Below are 22,491 nucleotides of genomic sequence, written 5' to 3' on the forward strand. Positions count from 1 at the left end.
CCTTGCACCGGCTGTCTGGTTTTGCGATTTAATGGCTGGTGACACCCTCTTTTCCAACGCCCTGCTGGGTCATTTTTCTTCCCATCACGACAACTGCAACGCCGCCGGCCAGACAGAGCGCAGCCAGGGGCACCAGCGCCAGCGTATGGCTGCCGGTGTGCTGATTGATAATCCCATACACATTCACCATGACGCCTCCGCCTATCAGGTTAGCGATGGCCCCAATGGCGGCCAGCCCGGCAGCCGCTGAAGAGCTGCTCATCCAGCCGGAGGCCAGCGCCCAGAACGGGCCTTTCATGGAGTACGCGCCGACCAGAACCAGGCTCAGGATAATAATGGTTGAAGGCAGTGAGAGGCTGATAAAGGCCGCACCAATTCCGCCTGCAATCATGAACAGCGTCAGCGCGGTATGCCAGCGGCGTTCACCGGTACGGTCTGAATTGCGTCCCCATACAATCATCAGCACTGAGGCCAGGCCATAAGGGATCGCATTGAGCAGGCCGATCGTCATGTTATCGAGCTGGAATGATTTCAGCAGTTGCGGCGACCAGACGCTCAGGGTGGTTCCTGCCGCCGAGGCGCCCGAGTAAATCAGCGCAAACAGCCAGATCTGGCGGTGCCGGAGCAGTTGCCAGGTGGAAATATGGCCGATGTTTTTCCGCTGTTCGCGCTCCGCTGCCAGGGTGTCTTCAAGCCACTGTTTCTGGTCGCTTCTCAGCCAGCGGGCATCTTGCGGGCGGTTGCTCAACACAAAATACGCAGCAACGCCCAGCAGCACCGCCGGCAGCCCTTCAATAATGAACAGCAAATGCCAGCCACGCAGCCCCAGCCAGCCGTCAAGCGTCAGGATGAGGCCCGAAAGCGGTGAGCCGATGAAGTTTGCCAGCGGTATCGCGACCATAAACGAGGCGATAATCCGCGCGCGGTAGCGTGAGGGGATCCACCAGGTCAGGTAAAGCACGACGCCCGGAAAGAAGCCTGCTTCAGCGGCACCCAGCAAAAAGCGCAACACGTAGAGAGACGTGGAGCTTTCCACCAGCGCCATACACATCGACACAATCCCCCAGCTGATCATGATGCGCGGGATCCACAGGCGCGCCCCGACCTTTTGCATCGCAAGATTGCTGGGAACCTCAAAGATAAAGTAGGCCACGAAATAAAGGCTGCTCGCGAATCCAAACGCGGCTTTTGACAGCCCCAGATCTGAGCTCATCTGTAGCGCGGCCATGCCGATATTACCGCGGTCAATAATGGATACCAGGTAACTCACCACCAGAAAAGGCAGTATCCGCCAGATGACCCGACGCATGGTTTCGCGCTCCAGCGCAGTGGCATGAGCGCGTTTCAGGTTTTGTTCGGTCATTCTATCCTCGCAGGCTCTGATTAGAATAATAGGACAGTGTTGTTGCACTCTGTAAAACTTGGTTGTACTAAATAAACTATCAGAGTCTTGCTGCATTACCGCTCTCCCGATGGAGGGTTGCGGAATACATCACAAATCCGTGCAGGTCAGAATGACGTTTTGTGATCAGGGCCTAAAGTAAGCTGCAACCGCATTGTGTGTGTTTTATACACGTGCTTGCCCTCTGTGTGTGGTTACCGTGACGCGTGCCGGGCTGACCAATCCCGCTGCGTGGATCATGTTGCTGAAAAGCATACTTATTACGTACTATTTCATACTTCATATTTCACACTTAACATCGGTGACTTACGTGTTGCACGCTATGCCCGTCAGAGGTGAGTGCTGAAAACCGGTGCGCGAGGCGCTGATTTACCTTGAGCAAAAAGGCGTGCTCCGCCAGCAGCGCAACCGTGGGTTTTTCGTCAATGATGATTATGCGCCGCAACCCCTGGCGCAGAGTGAGCCGGAAAGTGACGGCGATATGCCGGAGTATTACCAACTGGCCGAAGACTGGTTACAGGATAAGATCAGCGCCGAAGTCACCGAGCTTTCCCTGCAAAAGCGTTATAACCTGACCAAAACCCAACTAACCACCCTCCTCGCGCGCGGCGTCAGCGAAGGGTGGATTGAGCGTAAGCAAGGCTATGGCTGGCGGTTTTTGCCGGTGGCGAAAACCAAAACGGCGATTGAACACCTCTTCAGTTTCCGCATGGTGATTGAGCCGATGGCGATGCTGGAGCCGACCTTCAACGCCCCGCGGGAAAAACTCAACGCGCTGCGTCAGGAGCTGGAGATACTGGCCGCCAGCGGCATTGAGCGGCTGTCACCGACACAACTGCAACTGTGCGGTTACCGTTTTCATGAAACCGTCATCAGTTTTTCCAACAACCCGTTTTTCGAAATATCCCTGCTTAACGTTAACCGGATGCGCCGCCTGATGGATTACCGCAACCGCTATTACAGTGAAGTGGAAGACCATATGCAGTTGCTGAAGCTGATTGAGGCAGGCCAGCTGATCGACGCGTCCTATATGATGAAGCAGCACCTGCATAAGGCACTGGAAAACAAAAAATTACGCCGGATCGCCGTGGAAAGGCCGGCGTAAGGGCGTGGCCCCGTAGCGGGGCCGGACACCCAGTCTCAGCCCGCCACCGAGTAGAGCGGGTAAAGCCCCATCAGCAAGCCGCATCCCAGGAAAATCATGCAGAGAATAAACGCCCACTTGAAGGTGTACTTTTGGTGGTCGCTGAACTCCACGCCCGCCAGCCCGACCAGCAGATAAGTGGACGCCACCAGCGGGCTGAGCAGGTGGACCGGCTGCCCCACCAGCGACGCCCGGCCAATCTCTGCCGGTTCAATGCCGGGGAGCTGGAAGAGACGGCCAGGCTCTACTTTATTCTGCGGCCACATGGCATGAACACCCTAACCCGTGAAAATATTGATGAGTTAAACACCCTGTTTGCCATGCGCTGATCGCCCGATCGCCAGACAGGCAAAAGCCCGCAGAATGCGGGCTTTTTCAGATGCGCTTACAGATGGAACGCCAGGCGTGGTGCTCCCTGCTCCGTTGTTTTTTACAACTTATTTTTTTATAAAGTCCTGATAAAACAAATGAATAGTTTAAAATAATAAGTATTACTTCACACATAGTACGTATTAAGTAATTATTGACACTTATTACATATGAAGTCATATTGATGCGATTATGCAACTATGAGGGATAGCGATGATCACCATTATCGGGTGCAACAAAGGTGGCGCAGCCAAAACCACCACCGCCATTAATTTAGCGGTAGGGCTGGCGATGCGCGGTGAAGATGTGTGCCTGGTGGATGCGGATGTTCAGCGTTCAGCATCACGCTGGTATGCAGAACGGGAAAACGCCGGGTTGACGCCTGCCATCACGCTGATTGAAAAACGGGACAACATTTCTCAGACGCTGAAAAGCCTCGACCAGAAATACAGCCACGTTATTGTGGATGTGGCCGGGCGCAACAGCCGTGAGCTGATCACCGGCGGTACCGTTGCCCACCAGATTATCGCCCCTCATCAATGTTCGCAGCTGGACCTGGACACCCTGGTTGAATTGCAGCAGCAACTGGAAAGTATGCGGGATTTGAACCCGGAACTGCGGGCGTATTGCTACCAGAGTATGGCGACCACCAACCCGCTGTTGCGCGGCAATGAACGCAAAGAGTTCCTGGATTTCGTCGCCGAATTTGAGGGCATCACCCCGCTGCAATCCGTCGCCTGTTACCGCAAGGTTTACCGGGACGTGATGTCTGAAGGCAAATCCGTGCTGGAAGCGCCGAATGATCAAGCCAGAAGCGAAGTGCTGGCACTGATTGAGGAGGTGTTCTGATGGCCCTGAAAAAACCGGTTCGCCAAAATGTGTCAGCATCCGACGCAGACGCGCTGGCCAGAAAGCTCGCCGATCGCCCTTACGGTGAAGAGAAAAAAGAAGAGGATGTGGTTGCCCGAACCACCATCTCGTTACCCAAATCGTTGCTGATTAAGCTGGAAGATGTGGCGCTGGACAACAAGCGCGCCGGGCGCGAGCCGAAAAGCGTCAGCGCGTTAATCCGCCTGGCGACTGAGCAATACCTTGATTCGCATTAACTTCATGAGTATGAAGTAATATTTCATATATGCTATTTCATAGAGCATAACGAATACTTCATACTTCATCAGTGTGAAGTATGAAGATAAAGGGTGACATGATACGTCATACCTCATTCTTCACACTTCACACTTCACACTGCTTATCTCCTCTTTCATCCCTCTGAATGCATACTCTTACCTCTGCGCCATCCTCCATTCGTAATACTTCATACCGCCATAAGTCATACTTCATCTTTCATACTTAATACGACATGAGTGCACAGGCGATGGCGAAGCCGCCGCGCCTGATGCAGGACACCTTCAAAGGATGCGTTGGATGAAATCAGTGATGTCGTCAGCGGCGACCCGGCATTTTTCCGGTGAGGGGCGGATGATCAGCAGTTCAGCATAGCCATTGAGCATGGCGCCTAACTGCCGGGTGGTGCGGGGGATATCAACCGGGCGGAAATCACCTTTTGCGACGCCTTCTTCAATCATCCCGGCTACCAGCGCGACCCATTTTTCAGTGACCGATTCTGCCAGCTCAGCATACGCCGCATTATGCACCGCCAGCTGCCAGAGAGAGCTGTAAAGCTGCCACACGGCGTCAGGTTCATCGGGCAGATAGTTGGCAATCAGTAACCTGAGTTTTTCATGCGGCGTTCTGCCTGCGAGCTCCGCCATAAAGGCGTCCAGCTCGCCCTGCATGTAATGCGCCATCGAGGCGATGCACAACGTCTGCCAGTCACTGAAATAGTGGTAGACATGGCTGCGGGAGATACCCAGGTGCTCCGCCAGGTCACGCGTTGTGACTTTCTCAATACCCCGTTCAATAAACAGTGCGGCCGCGCCCTCCAGGATCCGGGCTTTTACGTTTTCTTTAGCTTCTTTCATTCTTGCTTCCGCATTGACATTGAGCAACCGCTCAAATAGGCTGTTTTCCATTCTTGAGCAACCGCTCAAGATTCATTTTATCAGAAACCTATCCCATGCAAACCGTTAATACCCCGTCGCTGACGGCGCCTCGCAGCGCCATGCAGACGTTGAAACTGCTCGGACGCCAGCACGGTAAAAAACTCATTCTGACACTGCTGCTGGTCGCCGCAGAGAACATCATATATTTGCTTTACCCGTTGCTGGCAGGCTTTGCCATTAACGCCATTATTGAAGGCCAGGCGCTGCATGCGGTGCTGTATGCCGCGATGGTATTTACCATGTGGGCGATCGGGGCTGCACGACGAAGTGTGGACACGCGTACGTTTGCCCGGATTTACGCTGAACTGGCGGTGCCGGTGATCCTCGCGCAGCGTCAGGAAAACCACAGTTCCTCGACGATTGCGGCGCGGGTTGCCCTGTCCCGTGAGTTTGTGGATTTCTTTGAAAAACATCTGCCGGTACTGGTGACGTCATTGGCTTCGATTACCGGGGCAGCGGTCATGCTGCTGATACTCCAGTTCTGGACCGGGGCCACCTGCCTGGCGATTTTAGTCTTCTTTGCGTTTTTCCTGCCGGGCTTTACGCGGAAAAACGAGGCGCTGTTTTTGCGGCTCAATAACCGGCTGGAGAAAGAGGTGAATTTCGTCAGTAACGCCGCCTCCTCTTCGCTGATGCGCCATTACAGCGTGCTGGCCAGTTTGCGCATCCGCCTGTCCGATCGTGAGGCCGTGGGGTATCTCTCTATCGGCATCGTCACCGCCGCTCTGTTTGCGTCCACCATTCTGACCATGACGTTCGCCGGCGGACAGGATGCCGGCCACATCTATTCGGTGATGACCTACATGTGGATGTTTGCCATGAGCCTGGATGACGGCCCACAGCTGCTGGAGAAATATTCCCAGCTCAGGGACATCGGGAAAAGGGTGAATACCGGCCTGGTCTGATCGTTATAGCCACAGTGCCGCGCCCATCATCGGCGCGGCACTGACCCCGTTTTCTCCGCGCGCTCTTAATTAAATATTTTATTATCAACTTGATAATATTGAACACTTATGAAGTATGACTTATGAAATCATACTTCATAAGTATTTTTCTGATTTCGCTGTCCAGACGACACCGTTTTTTATTGTTTTTCTACAGGTTAAACAGGCGAGGCTTTTTTGTATAAAACTCTCTGTACGTTGTAACTATATTGTTACATACGTGACACTACAGACGTTGTCGTGTTGCACTGTGGTAGTTATATTGCTGAATCCGTTGATTAACCCGCTATCGCGTTAATGCGATGCCGTTTTGGAGGAAGAATGGAAAGTCTGTTTGTTTATGGAACGCTGGGCCCTGGCCGGCCGAATGCGCATATCCTGGAAAACATTGGCGGGTCATGGGAGCAAGGGCATGTTGTCGGTTCCCTGCAGGAGAAAGGCTGGGGTGCGCAAATGGGCTATCCCGGCATCGTGCTTGATGACTCAGGCAACCGTGTAAATGGCTTCCTGTTCTCTTCTGAGAATCTGTCACATCACTGGCAGACACTTGATGAGTTCGAAGGGCATGAGTATGAGCGGGTGCCGGTCGATGTTGTGACCGAAAACGGGCTTACCGTTAAATCCTGGCTCTACATGCTCAAAGCGTAACATCGCGCTTACTGAGCCAGGATGAAAGCCACCTGCAGGCGACAGGTGGCGTTTTGAATGTTCCTGACCCGGCGGTTTATCTCAAGCCGTTTTTGAAAAATTGTTCAAACTTGTCGAAGGGGATCTTGCCGGCAGCGTTGTCGTACAAATCCACATGGTTGGCCCCAGGAACGATCACCAGCTCTTTCTGATGGCTGCCGACCGCTTTATAGGCGTCTTCAGCAAAGTAGCGTGAGTGCGCCTTTTCACCCGTTACAACCAACGTAGGGATGGTGATCTCAGGTGCGTAGCTAAGCAGCGGCATATTCATAAACGACAAGGGCATGGTGGCATTCCACGCGCCGTTCGAGTTTACAGAGCGCTCATGGTAACCGCGCGGCATCCGGTAATAATCAAAGAACTCTTTCAGGATCGGGTTTGGGTTTGCAGGTAACGTTTCCGGCAAAATACGCTCAGACGTGCTTACGTGGCCATTCTTGTCCACGTAAAGATCGTGCCCACCGGCTGCAATCGTTCCGCTTTCAGCATCCTTCCAGCGCTGCGCGTTCAGATACTGCAATACGGCACGGCGATCGGCCGTTGAATAACGGTCTTTCCCGTCGCCGACACCATGACCCATCGCGCGGCTCATGTCATACATCACACTGGTCGCGACCGCTTTTACGCGTGTGTCCATCGCGGCCGCATTCAGTGCCATCCCGCCCCAGCCGCAGATACCGAGTAATCCGATCCGGTTGCGATCCACTTCTTTTTGTAAACCCAGGAAATCAACTGCCGCGCTGAAGTCCTCGGTATTGATATCCGGAGAGGCCACATTGCGGGGAGCGCCGCCGCTTTCCCCCGTGTAGGAAGGGTCAAATGCCAGCGTCACAAACCCCTTTTCGGCCAGCGTCTGGGCATACAGGCCGCTGGATTGCTCTTTGACGGCACCAAATGGGCCGCTTAAGGCAATCGCCGCCAGTTTGCGTTCACCCCGGTTTTTGGGGAGGTAAAGATCCCCAACCAGGGTGATCCCGTAGCGGTTCGGGAAGGTGACTTTGCGATGCTCAACGTTGTGGCTTTTAGCAAACGTTTTATCCCATTTTTCTGTCATCGACACCGGCAGGTTCGGATTAATGGTATCAGCATAACTCATAGTAGTGACTCCACTTAATGATGCGCATAGCAGCATGGCAGGTATAACGGCTGTCAGTTTCCTGGCGAAAGCATTCATGAAAATTCCTCTGAAAAAACAAGATGCAGGTACAGGTTTCATGCGGACAACACTGCTGTGCGTGGTTGCAATGGGCTCAGTATAGTGAGCAGGAATAGTGCTGATTAGCGGGGGAAAGCTGCTAGAATTCATAGCATATTGTTATAAATAATCGTGCCGCGATGAACTTCCTTCGTGGCCGGATAGCCGGGGGGCGCGTTGATGGCGAAACGGGAAAACTATAATGAGCTCTACCTGTTTATGCAGGTGGTACGGGAAGGCAGTTTCACCGCTGCGGCACAACGGCTTGGGCTGGCACAGTCAGGCGTCAGCCGTTCTGTTCGTGAACTTGAAGAAAGGTTGGGTGTGCGGCTCCTGGTCCGCACCACGCGCAAGCTGTCGTTAACCCAGGCAGGTGAGCAGCTCTACCAGACAGCAGAAGCCGGATTTGATGCCTTAGATTCAGGGCTGGCCACGCTGGCGCACTATCGGGATACCCCGTCCGGTACGGTCCGCATCAACGCCAGTCAGCACGCGATTGATAAAGTGCTTTTACCGAAGCTGGCGATAGTTAAACAACGTTACCCCGATATCAGGCTCGAACTCATGAGTGAAAGCCGGTTCGTCGATATTATCTCAGAGCGTTTCGATGCCGGTGTGCGGCTGGGCCCGGAAGTGGGGCAGGGCATGGTTGCGGTGCGCATTACACCTGACATGGAGATGGTCGTTGTGGGCACGCCCGAGCATTTTCGTCGTTACGGCTTTCCACAAACGCCGGCAGATTTAGTGGCCCATCCCTGTATCGCTTACCAGTTTGCCGACGGTTCGCTGTACCAGTGGGAACTTAATCATGACGGTAAAAAAATAACGCACCGACCCCAGGGGCAGTGGATCTTTTCTGACAGCTATATGGAAGCCAAAGCGGCCAGGTTGGGGCTGGGGCTGGCTTATGTCCCGGAGGAACTGGTGGCTGATGATATAGAGCATGGGACGCTTATCAGGACATTACAGCGATACAGCCAGCGCCTTGAAGGCTCATTCCTCTATTACCCTCATCGCCAGGTATCGCCTGCATTAAGGGCCGTGATCGATATATTGAAAATCTGACGTTCAGTTCACCTGGTAACACGTTGTAAGTTATCCACCGGATAGATCATTTAATAAGATCAAAGAAGATCAAGTAAGAACAATAAAGATCACCACCTCTGTAACTGAATGATTTTTATCACGAATATTGCCCTTACGGTCTTCACTTTCATGCATTATGTCTCCACTTTCATGAGGAACATCTTTACTTTCATGCATTGGGTCGCTACTTTCATGCCTCTGAAGTCTTCACTTTCATGAAGAAACCCTGCATTTACACAACCGATGTGAATAAATGGAAAAATGAATAATAACAACGAGATAGATAGTCCTTTTTCGATTATAAAAAAAGACTCAGGCACAAGTTATGAACTGATCCCTAACAGCCATAAGACGGTGCAGCCTGTGGCGTTGTTACGCTTAAGTGTATTCACGCCGGTGGCCCCCAGAGAAAAGGGTAAACGTGATTTCATCATTGATGCTTCGGAGGAATTAGGCAGCCTGGAAGTTGCCAGGCAGGAAGGGTATACCAACATCCGTATCCAGGGTGCAAAACTGAGCATGTCGACCGATTTCAAAACCTGGTTAGGCATTATTCAGGCTTTTTCAACCTACGGATATTCAACAGAAAAAATCACATTACCCTTTACAGAATTCGCTAAAATGTGTGGGATAAAATCAGCGGATTTGAATGCCCGTTCCCGTAAGCGTTTACACGATTCCCTGTTTAGCCTCTCGAGTGTCACCCTCGCGTTCAGCAGCAAAGATGGCAAGAAATCCATGTTCACCCACCTGGTGCAACGCGCGATCCTTAACATGAACACAGACACGGTTGAGATTGTAGGTGATCCCAGCTTATGGGAGCTTTATCGCTATGATCATAAAGTCCTTTTAGGCTTAAAGGCGCTGTCTGAGCTTTCCCGCAAGGAAGCGGCCCAATCGCTGTATATCTATCTGGAGAGTATGCCGGCAGGGGTGTTATTTATCTCCATGAAGCGGCTGCGGGAACGCTTGTCAATGGAATCAGCCATCAGGATACAGAACGCCACTATCCGGCGAGCGTTGGCTGACCTGGCTAAAATAGGTTACCTGGATTACACCGAAATAAAAAAATCACGAGAAATTCAATTTGTTATGCACAGCAGGCGCCCCAAGCTCCAGACGATGCAGCGGCATGAGTCGTGACTTTCATGAACACAGGCTGGGAAATCTTCACTTTCATGCAACCCGCCTTTCATACATCTTCACTTTCATGCAACCTGTCTTTTTTCCGCCCCTGTTGAGGGAATTTTGCGCTAATGCGTCCTGATTGAACCGTGCCCTTCATGAAAGTGAAGACTTGTGAGTCGTTGCGCAGGATCCTTGCTTACTCCCCTGGCGCTTTCATGAAAGTGAAGACTTTCCCCCGATGACGTTTGTCGTCACCAATAAAAATCAAACGCACACTCTGAAGCCGCGTCACCCGACATTGTTGCACGTGATAAACCGGCGTAAACCGGATGTTCACGTGTTTCCCGTTCTTAGATCCGTTGTATATATATTGATTGCACAGCTTATTTGCCTCTATGCCTGTCACGAACCGCAAAATGAAATAGCCTTCAATTCTAAGGGCGGATAGGGTGTCAGCCTAAAAAGCAAACATTTGCGCGTGAATAAGGGTGATCGGGTATTTATTATTCAAAGACTCGCCGGTGAGGCACAGCTTCTACTGAACGTCGATGAATTTAGGTTCTGGAAGAACAGAAGGCGTTGAATCCATATATTGTAACCAGTTTAACCACAGGTCATGAATACGCAGCCCGCGGATTTCAATCTCTCTCTGGGCACTCATGATATTACGGATTGAGCCTTCTTCCCAATCGGTATACGTGGCATCCATGGCCTTAACCCGCAGCTCATCCCAGGCCTTACTCTCAGCATCGTAAGCATCCAATGTTTTTTGAGCATGGTCATGAGAAGCTGGATCATCCAGGCCCGAGGCCACTCTGTTACGCGCGGCCTCCTCATACCTGGTTTGTATCGCTTTAATTTGATCGACTTTGTCAGCAATACAGTTATTCATGTCTATGGTGGTGATTTTAGGATTATCGCGGCACGCCAGCTGGAATGTCTCGACATTGTTTTGCTTGCTGCTCAACGGCAAATCACCGGCCATCGCGATCCCGACATACCCGATAAAAACAGTCAAAAAAGACGCGCCATACAGTAAAGGCCGCATATCCCTATTTACCTTTTCAATGAAACGTGAATGAAAACATCAAATCTTGTCTGGTATGACTTTAATCTGTCATCCTCTTTTTTGACAGCTCTTGGAATAGACTGACATGATTCCGTTCATCTTTTGACCCATGCATTCAGTTTATCAGCCTGACAAAGGAGATTGCATCCTCCTCTGCGTCAATCTCCCAGACCCACTAAGTACTGCTGTATGTCGCCTTCCTTTGCGGCGTCTCTGTATACCTCTACCCTGTTCGCTGTAAGGACGTTATTACCGAATATCCTATCACCGCATAAATCCCGCCTCAGCGGGATGTTAACGCGTTTTCCATGATAGGTAGGTCAACGGAAGGGGTAAGCTAAAAAACCGCACTGCGTACGATTGAGGGCGTCTGGCAGGGTGCTTTGATATGCTCAGGAGACTTTCCCACCTTCCGCAGCAAAACGTACCCCGGCAGTCCTGTTCCGGGGCATACCGGTTCAGTGCACCAGCAGATCGCTGATGAAGCGGCGCGCGCGGGCGTGTTGCGGTGTCCGGAAAAAGGTATCCGGCGTGGCTTTCTCCAGGATTTGCCCCTGATCCATAAACCAGATGGTATCGGCGACGTCGCGGGCAAAATTCATTTCATGCGTCACACACATCATGGTCATGCCCTCCTGCGCCAGGCCACGCATTACATTGAGCACTTCACCCACCATTTCCGGGTCCAGCGCGGAGGTGGGTTCGTCAAACAGCATCACCGGCGGTTTCATCGCCAGCGCGCGGGCAATGGCGACGCGCTGCTGTTGCCCGCCGGAAAGCTGCGCCGGGTAGGCGTTGGCCTTGTGCGACAGGCCCACCCGTTCCAGCAGCATCCCCGCATGTTGCCGTGCCTCTGCACGCTTCTCGCCCAGCACTTTTATCGGCGACATCATAATGTTTTCGATAACTGATACGTGCGGGAACAGGTTGAAATTCTGGAACACGAAGCCGATGCGTGTGCGCAGCGTGTTCAGCCGTGTGCTGCTGCCGTGGATATCGATGCCGTCGAACAGGATCTCGCCCTGCTCAATCGGCTCCAGCCGGTTTACGGTGCGGATCAGCGTCGATTTGCCGGAGCCGGACGGCCCGCACACCACCACCACTTCGCCGGTTTTGATCTCAGCGCTGACATTGGTCAGAGCCTGATAGTCGCCGTACCACTTATTGACCTGGTTGAACATAATCATCGGGCGCATGGCTGCTCCTTATTGGGGTTGCGTTTTGCTGAGCACCAGGGGTGCCACGGCGTCACCGGCTATTGGGCGTTCATTGCGGCGTTTATGGGCGATGTGTGCCTCAAGCCGGTTCGCCAGCCAGGTCAGGCTGCAGCAGATGAGGTAGTAACTCAGTGCCACGATGGCGAACACCTGAAACGGCTTGGTTAACAGCTGGTTGCTGACCTGATTGGCGGCATAGGTCAGTTCCGGCACGTTGATGACATACCCGAGCGTGCTGTCTTTGATGATGGAAACCAGCTGGCTCACCAGGCTGGGCAGCGTGTTGAACAGCGCCTGCGGCAAAATCACCAGGCGCAGGGTTTTCATATGGCCCATGCCCAGCGCGCGTGATGCTTCATACTGGCCGGAAGGCAATGCCTGAATGCCGCCGCGCACGATTTCAGCGATATAGGCGCTCTCATAAATCACCAGCGTGCAGAGCATGGTGGTGAAGCCGCTGATGGTATGGCCGATCAGCAATGGCACGCAGAAATAAGTCCAGAACACCACCATCATCAGTGGGATGCCGCGCAGCAGATATACCCAGCAGGCGGCGGGCCAGCTCAGCCAGCGCCACGGCGACAACCGCGCCAGCCCCAGCAGCACCCCCACCGGAAAGGCCAGCAGCACCGCCAGCAGCGACAGCAACAGCGTACAGAGCACGCCGCCGAGCGGGCCGCTGGGGTATTGCCCCATCAACAGCAACAGGCCGTTGTCATGCAAAATGCTGAATATCTCAAACATGGTGGTTACCTCGCATAGGCACGCTGAAAGCGGCGCGCCAGCAGGGCGCCTGCGCCCATCAACAGTAAGGAGAAGGCCAGATAACCGGCAGTGGCGATCACATAGGCTTCAAAAGTGCGGAAGGTCTGGTTTTCAATGTCACGCGTGACGTAAGTGAGATCGGCCACGCCAATCACCATCGCCAGGCTGGTGTTTTTGAACAGCAACACGCTGTGGTTGATCACGGACGGCAGCGCATTGCGGATGCCCTGCGGCAGGATCACTAGCCGCATCGACCGAACGTAGCCCATGCCCAGCGCGCGGGCGGCTTCGGTCTGGCCTTCCGGGATCGCCCGCAGGCCGCTGCGGATGTCCTCAGAAAAGTAGGCTGCCTGGCATAACCCCAGGGCAAACAGCGAGAACAGGAACTCTGCGTTGAATTCATTTACCCACATCTGCACCGCTTCCGGCAGCAGCGTCGGGATCGCGAAGTACCACATCATCAGCTGAATCAGCGTCGGTACGTTACGGTGGTAGGAGACATAGGCCGATACCAGCCATTGCGCGCTGCGGCGGCCGGTCAGGCGGATGACCACCAGTATCAGCGCAATGAACATGGCCAGCAGCCAGGCACCCAACGCCAGTTCCAGCGTGACCACCGCGCCATCGACGATCATCCGGCCATAGTGGCCGCTCATCACGGTGCTGAAATCGAGTGCCATGTTGGTTTCTCCTGATCAGTTCAGGCTGTCGCCGGGGCGCAGGGTGGAGAGGCCCCCCGGCACCTGAAGGGTCGGCATGATTTCGATATTGCCGATATTGACGGCAATCGGTGCGGAAATGGCGAACGCCACGCAATCAGCGATATCGCTCGCCTGCGGCAGTTCGAAGCCGTCAATAAAATGGCGGCGGGCCTCTTCATGGTTGCCCGACACGTTGCCGAAAATGTCCGTGGCCACCCGGCCGGGGCAGATCTCCGTGACGCGTACCCGTTTGCCGCAGCAGTCAACGCGCAACTGGCGCGACAGCGCATGAACGCCCGCTTTGGTGGCGTGATAGACCGAATTGCCGTTGAAGTTGTAGATCGCCGCGATAGAGGTGATGTTGATGACGTGGCCGCAATCGCGCGCCACCATGCCCGGCACCAGCAGGCGGCACAGGTGCAGCACTGCGCGCAGGTTGACATCCACCTGGGTATCCACCACGTGCTCATCGGCCTGCAGAATCGACCCAGGGTGGGATACCCCGGCATTGTTTACCAGAATATCGACCTGCAGATCGCGGCATAAGGCGGTCAGGGCGGCCAAATCCGCAACGTCAATCGCATGGGGAATGCAGCCGGTGCGGTCGGCCAGCGCCGCCAGGTGCTCTTTGCGCCGGGCCACCGCATGAACGGTGATGCCTTCGCGGCACAGGCGTTCCACAATCGCTTCGCCCATCCCGGCGGACGCGCCGGTGACCAGCGCAACGTTGTAATCAGAAAACGGCATCTCAGCTCTCCTTGGTAGGTTGCGCGATGCGTCGCGCAGTCGGTTACTCTCTGTTTTTTGACTCTATGCAGTTATGCCCGGCGGGTATAAGACATAAACGCACTGAGGGGATAAGGCTGACTTATAACGCTCAGGGCTGTGCGGCGATCAGCACGATCGGGCTGCCGAATTCCACTGCCTGCCCCTGCTCCGCCACGATGTGCGCCACCACACCTGTGGTCGGGCTGCGCAGCGGCAGGTAGAGCGCGCCCACTTTGAGCAGCGCGAGCAGCTCGTGCTGTGTGACCCGCTGGCCCGGCTGGATCCAGGCGGCATCCTGTTGCGGATGGCGCAGCAGCACCCGGCCCGGCATCGGCGCAGAAAGCGGCGTAACGTCAGGCGGGGCGTTTGCACCGGAAGGCGCAGGCTTGCGGAGTTCAAGGGGGAAAGGAGCGCCTCCGGCAACGGCGGGGCGTGCCGGGTAGCGCAGCGTCAATGACCAGTGGCCATTGTGCAGTTCAATTTCATGCAGCCCCGATGCGTGCATTTTTTTCGCCAGCTGGCGAATGTGACCAAGGGCGAGTGTGTCTTTTTCCATATTCCCTCCATTGCGGGCCGGCGGTTGACGTGCGCGGGGCCAACCTCCCCCACGCCGGAGCAGTGACTCTAGCGCGGGACGGTTTCTCTTCCGTAAGAGGCTTTCGTGTTAAGGCAATAAGCGGTGCTTATCACCCCACCAGGGTAAGCGGGCGGTTGTCAGCGGTGCGCCGGGCCATCAGCTGCAGCAGGATCTCTTTGACCGCCTCCGCCGGTTGCGATAACGGCAGGTGGTCAGACATACAGAACGACAGCGAGGTTTGCACGTCCGGGTCGATGATTTTCGCTATCCAGGCATCGGCGGCCTTCACCATGCCGCGTGCCGCCGATTCCGGCATGATGGTGCAGCCCATGCCCGCCGCCAGCGCGGCATTGAGGGTGGTCTGGGATTCAATTTCGCACTTTACGCGGTAGGCCAGCCCGGCGTGGATAAAGGCGTCATCGGCAACTTTTCGCATGATGTTGTAGATGCGCGGCAGGAACAGCTCATAGCGCGCCACCTCGGCCAGGCGGATCTCACGTACCGGTTCAGCCAGCAGATTAGGGCAGACGAAGTAAAGCGCCTCTTTCATCAGCGGAATGAAGCGCAGCCCGTGGATATTGCGGTTGTCGTAGATCACCGCCATGTCCATCCGGCCATTCATGATCAGCTCACTGAGTGTGGTGCCGAAATTTTCATTGAAGTAGAGCACGATGCCCGGATGCTGCCGGTGCACCTCCGCCATCAGCGGCAGTGCGAGTTGCTGGGCGGCAGTGCCGGGTGCCAGCCCCACGGAAACCTGGCCGGACAAGGCCCGCCCGGCGCCGTCAATGGCGCTTTGCGCCTGGTCGCACTGACGCAGGATCGCCTGGGCGTGGGCATACAGGATGTTGCCCGCCTCGGTCGGCGTTACCCCGCGCTTGGTGCGGATCAGCAGTTGCTGATTAACTTCGCCCTCCAGCGTTGCCAGCTGCTGACTCAATGCCGGCTGGGCAATATGCAGGATATCTGCGGCCTGCGTCAGGCTGCCGACATCCACAATCTTGATGAAGTATTTCAGGCGACGAAGGTTCATGGGCAGGATCTCATGTCATAACGTGTTTTTATCACACGCAAGATCGGTGCCAGAACGCCTTATCCGGCAGAGCCGCCGGGCGCGCGGCCTTTGCCCAATGGCCAGCCGGAAAAGGCGGGACGGGCTGCACCAGCACGGTGCGTTGCCCGGCGCGCATTATTGCATTGGGTTATGTCACCACAGGAAAGCGCTATTATCCGCCGCCGCCGCCGCCGCCCTATGCTCGGTCTGAACTTTGCTGCCGCGGTGGCGTTCACCCGCGGCTTTCTGACCTGCCACCTGGAATGAGTGCGCCATGCCTGATATTGCCGATCGCTTAACCCATGTTTCTGTCTCTGCCTCCGTCGCCATGACGCAAAAAGCGCGTGACCTTGCCGCGCAGGGCGTTGATGTCGTCGGGCTTTCCACCGGCGAGCCGGATTTCCCGACGCCGGAACACGCCACAGAGGCCGCCTATGCCGCCGCACGCGCGGGCGATACGCGTTACCCGCCCACGGACGGCACGCCCGCCTTACGGGCAGCCATTCAGCGCAAATTCCTGCGTGATAACGAATTGCATTACGATGTCAGCCAGATCCTCACTGCCGGCGGTGCCAAGCAAATCATCTTCAATGCCATGATGGCGACGATCAATCCCGGCGATGAGGTGGTGATCCCGACGCCCTCCTGGATCAGCTATGCCGATATCGTGAGATTTGCCGGCGGGACGCCGGTGCCGGTGGCCTGCCATGAAGAATACGGCTTCAAACCGCTGCCCGACGATCTCGACGCGGCGATCACGGCCAAAACCAAATGGCTGCTGATCAATTACCCCAGTAACCCCACCGGCGCGGTAGCGACGTTTGATGAGCTGCGCGCAATAGCGGAGGTGGTGCTGCGTCATCAGCATGTCTGGGTGCTGACTGATGATATTTATGAGCACCTGATTTATGACGACGTGACCTTCTGGACGCTGGCACAGGTTGAGCCACGTCTCTTCGATCGTGTCCTGACGGTGAACGGTGTATCAAAAGCCTATTCCATGACCGGCTGGCGGCTGGGTTTTTGCGGCGGCCCGGCAGCGTTAATCAACGCGATGAGCAATGTGAACACCCAGAACAGCGGGGGCGTCACCACGCTGACGCAGGCGGCGGCAGTGGCGGTGCTGGAAGGCCCGCAGGATCTGCTGAACGCGCGTGCCGCCATTTACCGCGAACGCCGTGATTATGTGTTGGGCCGTCTGGCCGCGATCCCCGGTGTGCGCTGCCATTCCCCGCAGGGCGCGTTTTACCTGTTTGTGAATATCGAAGGGATTATCGGGAAAACCAGCGCGGCGGGGCGCAAACTCAATAACGATGCAGATTTTGTGATGGCATTGATTGAGGAGCAGCATGTGGTGACGGTGCCGGGCGCGGCTTACGGCATGAGCCCCTATTTCCGGCTCTCCTACGCCACCAGCATGGAACGGCTGCACACCGGCTGCGATCGCCTCGCGGCGTTCTGCGCAGGCTGCCGTTAATCAACCAGGGGGCCGATGTGGCCCCCTGCGGGTTATTGGGCCAGTACCTCAGCGGCCGGTGCAATGCTGTCGCCGTTGGCGTTGATTTCACTGCGTACCTGCCTGGCCAGTTCGACTGACCCCGGCGTATCGCTGTGGATCAGGATAGAGCGCGCGCGGATCGGCAAACGTTCCCCCTCAAGGGTGGTGACGGTGCCCTGGTGTAAAAACTGGCGTACCCGCGCCCGTACCGCCTGTTCCCCGGTGATGACTGCCCCCGGCACGCCGCGCGGCACCAGCCGGCCATTGGCATCATAGGCGCGGTCAGCGAGAAACAGTGTCAGGGTTGGCAGGCCCGCGGCGGCGGCGGCGCGTTCAATCAGAGTGTCGGGCTGCGAGAAGATAATAAGCGTCGGGTCGATACGTGCAATCGCCCGCATCACCTGCGCTGCCAGCGCGTCGTCACGGTTGATCATCGTACCCATTGCCGCATGGAAACTGACATGCGCGACCCGCGCGCCTTCCGCCTGAGCGATGGCTCGCAGTGCACCGATCTGGTAAATCACCTGCTGGCAGATCTCTTCCGGGCAGTAAGGCAACTCTTTGCGCCCGAACCCCTGCCGGTCCGGGAACCCCGGATGGGCACCGATGCCGACGCCGTGCGCGTGCGCCAGCCGTACCATGCGCGTCATGATCGCCGGGTCGCCGGCATGAAAGCCGCAGGCGATATTGGCCGATGACACCACCTCCATCAGCGCGGCATCATCACACAGCTGATAAACCCCAAACCCTTCGCCCATATCCGAATTGATGTCAATTTTCATACGGTTATCCTGTTAAAACCCTGCTGCGGATGAATACAGTGTGACGCTGTCGCGCACGGTCGCGAGCCAGTGTTCCATCGCCTGGCGGGCCGCTATTGCGCCCTGCGCGTCAGTCTCGACCAGCTGGATTGACTGGCCGGGCTGCACCTGGCCCAGACGCCACAAATCCTCTTCAATGACACAGGCGATTTTCGGGTATCCGCCTGCGGTATTGGCATCACTGAGCTGAATGATCGGCTCCCCGGCGGGCGGCACCTGCACAATACCGGGGATCAGGCCATAGGAGCGCATCTCCACCGTTTCTGACGGCAGAACCGGCTCTCCGGCCAGCCGGTAGCCGGTGCGGTTACTCTGCCGCGACACCTGCCAGGGCTGTTGCCAGAAGCGTGTGGCATCCGCGGCAAACAGGGCATACTCCCCTGAAGGGATGGCGCGGACGTTCACCAGCCCGGCGCGGTTACGTGTAAACGCCTCAGGCATTGCCTGCTCCGGCGGCTCAATACCGATGCCGCCGGGCGGCAGCGGCGCGGCGGTGGGGGTGCCGGTAATGAGCCTGTCGCCGCGTTGTAACGGGCGACCCTCAAGGCCGCCAAAGCTGCCGCGCAGTGCGGTACTGCGCGACCCCAGCACCTGCGGTACATCAATGCCGCCCGCAATGCACAGGTAGCCACGGGCGCCGTGGCGCGGGTAACGCATCTCCAGCACCTGCCCGCGTTTCACTGCACAGCCCCACCACGCCGGCAGTTCGATACCGTCCAGCCGGGTACGGCAGTCTGCGCCGGTCACTGCAATCGCAGTATCGGCAGTAAAACGCACGCGAAACGGGAACATCTGCACTTCAATCGCGGCGGCATTTTCATCGTTACCCAACAGGATATTCCCGGCACGCAGTGCCAGCGGGTCCATCACGCCGCTCACGGAAACCCCCAGGTGACGCCAGGTAAAACGCCCCAAATCCTGCACGGTATTCAGGGCGGCGCTCTGTTCAATCTCAATCACAGTTCAATCCTCTCCGGCAGGAAGCGTACGGTATCACCGGGTGCCATCAACGCCGGGCTTTCCGCCCAGGGATCAAACACCGCAATATCGGCATAGCCGATCGCATTCCAGCCGTTCGGCCCGGTCAGTACTGACACGCCTGCCTGCGGGCCGCCGATCGTCACGGTGCCCTTCGGCATATTGAGCGACGGCACTTTTTTACGCGGGGTGGCCAACAGTGGGTCGAGGCCGTGGAGATAGCCAAACCCCGGTGCGCTGCCGATAGCAAACACCGTGTAATGGCCCTGATAGTGGCGGCGCACCACCTCCTGCGCGCTGAAGCCGGTATGGCGGCATACCGCGTCCAGATCGCTGGCGTGTTCCCCGCCGTAGCAGACCGGGATATGGATGAGCTTACCGTTGGCCTCTACCGCCTGTGCCTGCTGCCATAGCTGGTGCAGTCGATATTCAACCACTCCGGCATCAGGCGGGGTGGCGCGAAATAACACCAGCAAATTGGTGACACCGGGGATCAGCGATTCCACGTCGTCACACTGTGCCAGTGCCCGCGCCAGTGACCAGATACGGCGCTGGGCGGGTAAGTCAAACGCGCCGGTGGTTTCGGCCAGCCAGGCACGGCTGCCCATGGTGGAGAGCTTCAGGCCGGTTTTGCCCTCCGCCGGAGAGAGGATGAGGGGGCGCGACGCCGCGCGTGACAGCACCATGATTATTCCAGTGGTTGGAAGTTCAGGCTGGCGAGCGGCTGGACGCGCTCCTCACGCACCATGTTGTATTCGGTGCCCGGCCCGATCCAGGTCGCCCAGATTTTGTCGATGGTGCCGTTGTCATCCATCGCTTTCAGGCTGGTATTGACGTTCGCCAGCAACGCCGGTTCGTCACGCTTCATGCCGACACCAATCGGCTCCAGCGCCATCGGCTCTTTGATCATCGCCAGTTCGATGCCGTCTTTTTTCGCCTGATTGATCATTTTGATGGCTGTCATGGTGTTGGTGACGAAGCCCACGGCTTTGTTCTGCTCCAGCGCCAGGAAAGCGGACGCGGCATCCTGGAAGGTCACCGCTTTGCCGCCCTTGAGATGGATCGACTGCTCAGAGGTGGTGCCTTTGGTGGCGCTGATGCGTTTGCCTTTGAAATCCGCCAGGGTTTTATCCGCGTTCGGTTGTTTGACCAACAGCATCTCTTTCGCCACGTAGTACGGATCGCTGAACTGGATCTGCTTGCCGCGTGTTTTGGTGTACGCCAGGTTCGCGATCAGCACATCTGCGCGCCCGGTGGCGATCACCGCAATACGCGCTTCGACGGACGTCGGCATCAGCATGGTTTTCACCCCCATTTGCCGGCCCAGCGCGTGGCAGAGATCAACATCCATGCCTACCAGCTGGCGGGTTTTGGGATCGGGTGAAGAGAAGGGTGGCACATCGGAGTAGACAGCGCATTTCAGTTCACCGCGTGCTTTCACATCAGAGAGTAAATCCGCCTGGGCTGACGAGAACGCCAGCAGAGCGGGCAGGGCCAGCGCAAAAGGCGCGCATTGCTTGAGTGTCATTCGGGATCTCCCATTAGCACCGGATAAGGTGTTAACCGACTATATCGGCGTTACGTTATGGCCGGTAAGAGGGAAACCGTGTCGGGAGATAGGGGATTTATATGACCGGGAAAAATAAGCAAAAACTATCCGGGCAGAACGAAATTATCTTAACCCTGCGCCAGGCCTGCGACCTAAGGTACGGGGGCAAAGCGTGTTCCGCGCTCTTTTTCCAGTTAACTCTGCGGGTAATACCATGAATGCCAGATTGGGGATTTCACTAAAAATACTTTCAGCACTCTGTGCAACCCTGATGCTGGCTTGCGTCAAAGGGTTGCAGGGAACAGTCCCTACCGGCGAGGTGATTTTCTTCCGGTCATTCGTGGCGTTGATCCCTTTGCTGATTTGGCTGAAAAGCCAGGGCTGCATCCTTGAGAGCATTAAAACCAGCAATATCGGCGGCCATTTGATCCGGGGGTTTTCCGGTACCGGCGGCATGTATTTTAACTATATGGCGCTGGTGTATCTCTCTCTGGCTGATGCCACTGCCATCAGCTATGCCGCGCCGTTATTCACGGTGATCATGGCGGCGCTACTGTTGAAAGAGAACGTACGCTTTTCCCGCTGGCTGGCAGTTGTGGTGGGTTTCGCCGGGATCATCATGATGCTGTCAGCGAATCTGACTGCCGGCAGTGCATTTTTCACCCTGCAAGGCGTTTCTGCCGGCACGGGTCTGGGGGCGTTATTTGCCCTGGTTGCTGCAATGTGTTCGGCAACGTCGAATGTGCAGATCCGCTTTCTTAATGGTATTGAGAAGCCCGGTGCCATTGTTTTCTATTTTTCGCTGATGACCACCCTGATTGGGCTGTTCACCCTGTTTTTTGGCTGGGTGATGCCCACGCCCCATCAGTTGATCCTGTTAATCGGCTGCGGTTTTTTTGGCGGTATGGCGCAAATCCTGATTACCCTGAGCCTGCGTTATACTGATGCCTCACTGCTGGCACCGTTCGATTACACCACGTTGGTGTGGTCGATGGTGATTGGCTATCTGTTCCTCGACAGTTTGCCCGGCCCCTCGACCCTGATTGGTGCATCGATTGTAGCATTGGCAGGTATCTTTACCGTCTGGAGCGATCAGCGTCAGCGCAGGGCGCAAGTAATACGTTCTTCATAAGCGGGGGCGCATTCCCCTTTCGGTACGCCTTTTCCCGCTTACCGCTGCCCGGTTATTTTCCTGATGAAACGCCTTTTATTGCCACGTTCCTGCACCTTCAGCCCTCTGTTGAAACGGGTTATCCACTTATCCACTGGATAGATCCTAAAATAGATCCTAAATAGATCCTATAAAGATCCTAAAAGATCACCGGGCATATAATCATTTGATTTATCTGAGGAAAAAGGCACTTTGGATTTGTCTGTTCATGGTAAACGTTGGTCTGTTCATGGTAAACATTGGTTTATTCATGGTAATCATTAGTCTGTTCATGGCAAAGTGTTGGTCTGTTCATGGTAAAAGCC

24 protein-coding genes are annotated in these 22,491 nt (G+C 55.8%); 9 read left to right on the forward strand and 15 right to left on the reverse strand.

Going from position 1 to position 22,491, the window contains the following annotated elements:
- Positions 1-28: 28 nt before the first annotated feature.
- The gene (locus tag JK232_RS17580; RefSeq protein WP_101855076.1) at positions 29-1,363 is read right to left on the reverse strand and encodes an MFS transporter; all 1,335 of its coding nucleotides are present in this window, start codon (positions 1,361-1,363) and stop codon (positions 29-31) included.
- Between the two features lie 391 nt (positions 1,364-1,754).
- Between JK232_RS17580 and JK232_RS17585 the strand changes: the two genes are divergently transcribed.
- Positions 1,755-2,507, forward strand: a complete 753-nt coding sequence (locus tag JK232_RS17585; protein WP_338086325.1) for an FCD domain-containing protein — start codon at positions 1,755-1,757, stop codon at positions 2,505-2,507.
- Positions 2,508-2,542: 35 nt separating this feature from the next.
- Here the strand turns inward: JK232_RS17585 and JK232_RS17590 are convergent, their stop codons facing one another.
- The gene (locus JK232_RS17590; protein ID WP_420847734.1) at positions 2,543-2,812 is read right to left on the reverse strand and encodes a hypothetical protein; all 270 of its coding nucleotides are present in this window, start codon (positions 2,810-2,812) and stop codon (positions 2,543-2,545) included.
- A gap of 316 nt (positions 2,813-3,128) precedes the next feature.
- Between JK232_RS17590 and JK232_RS17595 the strand changes: the two genes are divergently transcribed.
- Positions 3,129-3,764 (forward strand): AAA family ATPase, encoded by a 636-nt coding sequence (locus JK232_RS17595; RefSeq protein ID WP_101828626.1) that lies wholly within the window; start codon positions 3,129-3,131, stop codon positions 3,762-3,764.
- A complete protein-coding gene (locus JK232_RS17600; protein ID WP_072932317.1) occupies positions 3,764-4,021 on the forward strand; it encodes a hypothetical protein in 258 nt (85 codons plus the stop codon). Before JK232_RS17595 ends, JK232_RS17600 begins: the two co-directional genes overlap by 1 nt.
- 303 nt (positions 4,022-4,324) lie before the next feature.
- Here the strand turns inward: JK232_RS17600 and JK232_RS17605 are convergent, their stop codons facing one another.
- Entirely contained in the window at positions 4,325-4,897 is a 573-nt protein-coding gene (locus tag JK232_RS17605; protein ID WP_212589465.1) for a TetR/AcrR family transcriptional regulator, read from the reverse strand.
- Between the two features lie 95 nt (positions 4,898-4,992).
- Here JK232_RS17605 and JK232_RS17610 point away from each other — a divergent pair, with 95 nt between their 5' ends.
- Together JK232_RS17610 and JK232_RS17615 are read left to right on the forward strand one after the other, a co-directional pair.
- On the forward strand, positions 4,993-5,883 hold the full coding sequence (locus tag JK232_RS17610; RefSeq protein WP_212589466.1) for an ABC transporter six-transmembrane domain-containing protein: 891 nt from the start codon (positions 4,993-4,995) through the stop codon (positions 5,881-5,883).
- Positions 5,884-6,243: 360 nt separating this feature from the next.
- Positions 6,244-6,570, forward strand: a complete 327-nt coding sequence (locus JK232_RS17615) for a gamma-glutamylcyclotransferase family protein (protein WP_072932310.1) — start codon at positions 6,244-6,246, stop codon at positions 6,568-6,570.
- A gap of 76 nt (positions 6,571-6,646) precedes the next feature.
- Here the strand turns inward: JK232_RS17615 and JK232_RS17620 are convergent, their stop codons facing one another.
- Complete coding sequence (locus JK232_RS17620; RefSeq protein ID WP_212589467.1) at positions 6,647-7,783, reverse strand: alpha/beta hydrolase; 1,137 nt, start codon at positions 7,781-7,783, stop codon at positions 6,647-6,649.
- Between the two features lie 201 nt (positions 7,784-7,984).
- Between JK232_RS17620 and JK232_RS17625 the strand changes: the two genes are divergently transcribed.
- Together JK232_RS17625 and JK232_RS17630 are read left to right on the forward strand one after the other, a co-directional pair.
- Positions 7,985-8,869 (forward strand): LysR family transcriptional regulator, encoded by an 885-nt coding sequence (locus JK232_RS17625; protein WP_072932388.1) that lies wholly within the window; start codon positions 7,985-7,987, stop codon positions 8,867-8,869.
- A 282-nt stretch (positions 8,870-9,151) separates the two neighbouring features.
- The gene (locus tag JK232_RS17630; protein ID WP_072932306.1) at positions 9,152-10,033 is read left to right on the forward strand and encodes a RepB family plasmid replication initiator protein; all 882 of its coding nucleotides are present in this window, start codon (positions 9,152-9,154) and stop codon (positions 10,031-10,033) included.
- A gap of 520 nt (positions 10,034-10,553) precedes the next feature.
- Here JK232_RS17630 and JK232_RS17635 read toward each other — a convergent pair.
- The 7 genes from JK232_RS17635 to nac form a co-directional block, all read right to left on the reverse strand.
- On the reverse strand, positions 10,554-11,066 hold the full coding sequence (locus JK232_RS17635; RefSeq protein ID WP_101828630.1) for a lysozyme inhibitor LprI family protein: 513 nt from the start codon (positions 11,064-11,066) through the stop codon (positions 10,554-10,556).
- A gap of 479 nt (positions 11,067-11,545) precedes the next feature.
- Entirely contained in the window at positions 11,546-12,283 is a 738-nt protein-coding gene (locus tag JK232_RS17640) for an amino acid ABC transporter ATP-binding protein (protein ID WP_276515072.1), read from the reverse strand.
- 9 nt (positions 12,284-12,292) lie between these two features.
- Positions 12,293-13,048: an amino acid ABC transporter permease gene (locus JK232_RS17645; RefSeq protein ID WP_072932299.1), complete on the reverse strand. Its 756-nt coding sequence runs from the start codon at positions 13,046-13,048 to the stop codon at positions 12,293-12,295.
- A gap of 5 nt (positions 13,049-13,053) precedes the next feature.
- Positions 13,054-13,749, reverse strand: a complete 696-nt coding sequence (locus JK232_RS17650; RefSeq protein ID WP_072932297.1) for an amino acid ABC transporter permease — start codon at positions 13,747-13,749, stop codon at positions 13,054-13,056.
- Between the two features lie 15 nt (positions 13,750-13,764).
- Complete coding sequence (locus tag JK232_RS17655) at positions 13,765-14,517, reverse strand: SDR family oxidoreductase (RefSeq protein ID WP_072932295.1); 753 nt, start codon at positions 14,515-14,517, stop codon at positions 13,765-13,767.
- Positions 14,518-14,647: 130 nt separating this feature from the next.
- A complete protein-coding gene (locus JK232_RS17660; protein WP_072932293.1) occupies positions 14,648-15,094 on the reverse strand; it encodes an acetyl-CoA carboxylase biotin carboxyl carrier protein in 447 nt (148 codons plus the stop codon).
- Positions 15,095-15,224: 130 nt separating this feature from the next.
- Positions 15,225-16,148, reverse strand: a complete 924-nt coding sequence (gene nac, locus JK232_RS17665; RefSeq protein ID WP_072932279.1) for a nitrogen assimilation transcriptional regulator NAC — start codon at positions 16,146-16,148, stop codon at positions 15,225-15,227.
- A gap of 295 nt (positions 16,149-16,443) precedes the next feature.
- Here nac and JK232_RS17670 point away from each other — a divergent pair, with 295 nt between their 5' ends.
- The gene (locus JK232_RS17670) at positions 16,444-17,646 is read left to right on the forward strand and encodes a pyridoxal phosphate-dependent aminotransferase (RefSeq protein WP_101858023.1); all 1,203 of its coding nucleotides are present in this window, start codon (positions 16,444-16,446) and stop codon (positions 17,644-17,646) included.
- Positions 17,647-17,678: 32 nt separating this feature from the next.
- Here the strand turns inward: JK232_RS17670 and JK232_RS17675 are convergent, their stop codons facing one another.
- The 4 genes from JK232_RS17675 to JK232_RS17690 form a co-directional block, all read right to left on the reverse strand.
- Complete coding sequence (locus JK232_RS17675; protein WP_101855070.1) at positions 17,679-18,449, reverse strand: 5-oxoprolinase subunit PxpA; 771 nt, start codon at positions 18,447-18,449, stop codon at positions 17,679-17,681.
- Positions 18,450-18,461: 12 nt separating this feature from the next.
- Positions 18,462-19,448, reverse strand: coding sequence for a 5-oxoprolinase subunit C family protein (locus JK232_RS17680; protein WP_072932272.1), 987 nt, complete (start codon positions 19,446-19,448; stop codon positions 18,462-18,464).
- Complete coding sequence (gene pxpB / locus JK232_RS17685; RefSeq protein WP_079205317.1) at positions 19,445-20,074, reverse strand: 5-oxoprolinase subunit PxpB; 630 nt, start codon at positions 20,072-20,074, stop codon at positions 19,445-19,447. Before pxpB ends, JK232_RS17680 begins: the two co-directional genes overlap by 4 nt.
- 80 nt (positions 20,075-20,154) lie before the next feature.
- Complete coding sequence (locus JK232_RS17690) at positions 20,155-20,994, reverse strand: transporter substrate-binding domain-containing protein (protein WP_072932268.1); 840 nt, start codon at positions 20,992-20,994, stop codon at positions 20,155-20,157.
- A gap of 235 nt (positions 20,995-21,229) precedes the next feature.
- Between JK232_RS17690 and JK232_RS17695 the strand changes: the two genes are divergently transcribed.
- Positions 21,230-22,147 (forward strand): DMT family transporter, encoded by a 918-nt coding sequence (locus tag JK232_RS17695; RefSeq protein WP_072932266.1) that lies wholly within the window; start codon positions 21,230-21,232, stop codon positions 22,145-22,147.
- The last annotated feature ends 344 nt before the right edge of the window (positions 22,148-22,491 follow it).

Source organism: Nissabacter archeti (assembly GCF_018257325.1).
GTDB lineage: Bacteria > Pseudomonadota > Gammaproteobacteria > Enterobacterales > Enterobacteriaceae > Chimaeribacter > Chimaeribacter arupi.

Coding starts and splice junctions, on each gene's coding strand:
- JK232_RS17615 (WP_072932310.1), top strand. CDS start 6,244: ATGGAAAGTCTGTTTGTTTATGGAACGCTGGGCCCTGGCCGGCCGAAT.
- JK232_RS17655 (WP_072932295.1), bottom strand. CDS start 14,517: ATGCCGTTTTCTGATTACAACGTTGCGCTGGTCACCGGCGCGTCCGCC.
- JK232_RS17600 (WP_072932317.1), top strand. CDS start 3,764: ATGGCCCTGAAAAAACCGGTTCGCCAAAATGTGTCAGCATCCGACGCA.
- pxpB (WP_079205317.1), bottom strand. CDS start 20,074: ATGGGCAGCCGTGCCTGGCTGGCCGAAACCACCGGCGCGTTTGACTTA.
- JK232_RS17605 (WP_212589465.1), bottom strand. CDS start 4,897: ATGAAAGAAGCTAAAGAAAACGTAAAAGCCCGGATCCTGGAGGGCGCG.
- JK232_RS17640 (WP_276515072.1), bottom strand. CDS start 12,283: ATGCGCCCGATGATTATGTTCAACCAGGTCAATAAGTGGTACGGCGAC.
- JK232_RS17670 (WP_101858023.1), top strand. CDS start 16,444: ATGCCTGATATTGCCGATCGCTTAACCCATGTTTCTGTCTCTGCCTCC.
- JK232_RS17580 (WP_101855076.1), bottom strand. CDS start 1,363: ATGACCGAACAAAACCTGAAACGCGCTCATGCCACTGCGCTGGAGCGC.
- JK232_RS17645 (WP_072932299.1), bottom strand. CDS start 13,048: ATGTTTGAGATATTCAGCATTTTGCATGACAACGGCCTGTTGCTGTTG.
- JK232_RS17630 (WP_072932306.1), top strand. CDS start 9,152: ATGAATAATAACAACGAGATAGATAGTCCTTTTTCGATTATAAAAAAA.
- JK232_RS17595 (WP_101828626.1), top strand. CDS start 3,129: ATGATCACCATTATCGGGTGCAACAAAGGTGGCGCAGCCAAAACCACC.
- JK232_RS17590 (WP_420847734.1), bottom strand. CDS start 2,812: ATGTGGCCGCAGAATAAAGTAGAGCCTGGCCGTCTCTTCCAGCTCCCC.
- JK232_RS17690 (WP_072932268.1), bottom strand. CDS start 20,994: ATGACACTCAAGCAATGCGCGCCTTTTGCGCTGGCCCTGCCCGCTCTG.
- JK232_RS17625 (WP_072932388.1), top strand. CDS start 7,985: ATGGCGAAACGGGAAAACTATAATGAGCTCTACCTGTTTATGCAGGTG.
- JK232_RS17660 (WP_072932293.1), bottom strand. CDS start 15,094: ATGGAAAAAGACACACTCGCCCTTGGTCACATTCGCCAGCTGGCGAAA.
- JK232_RS17620 (WP_212589467.1), bottom strand. CDS start 7,783: ATGAATGCTTTCGCCAGGAAACTGACAGCCGTTATACCTGCCATGCTG.
- JK232_RS17675 (WP_101855070.1), bottom strand. CDS start 18,449: ATGAAAATTGACATCAATTCGGATATGGGCGAAGGGTTTGGGGTTTAT.
- JK232_RS17695 (WP_072932266.1), top strand. CDS start 21,230: ATGAATGCCAGATTGGGGATTTCACTAAAAATACTTTCAGCACTCTGT.
- nac (WP_072932279.1), bottom strand. CDS start 16,148: ATGAACCTTCGTCGCCTGAAATACTTCATCAAGATTGTGGATGTCGGC.
- JK232_RS17610 (WP_212589466.1), top strand. CDS start 4,993: ATGCAAACCGTTAATACCCCGTCGCTGACGGCGCCTCGCAGCGCCATG.
- JK232_RS17650 (WP_072932297.1), bottom strand. CDS start 13,749: ATGGCACTCGATTTCAGCACCGTGATGAGCGGCCACTATGGCCGGATG.
- JK232_RS17635 (WP_101828630.1), bottom strand. CDS start 11,066: ATGCGGCCTTTACTGTATGGCGCGTCTTTTTTGACTGTTTTTATCGGG.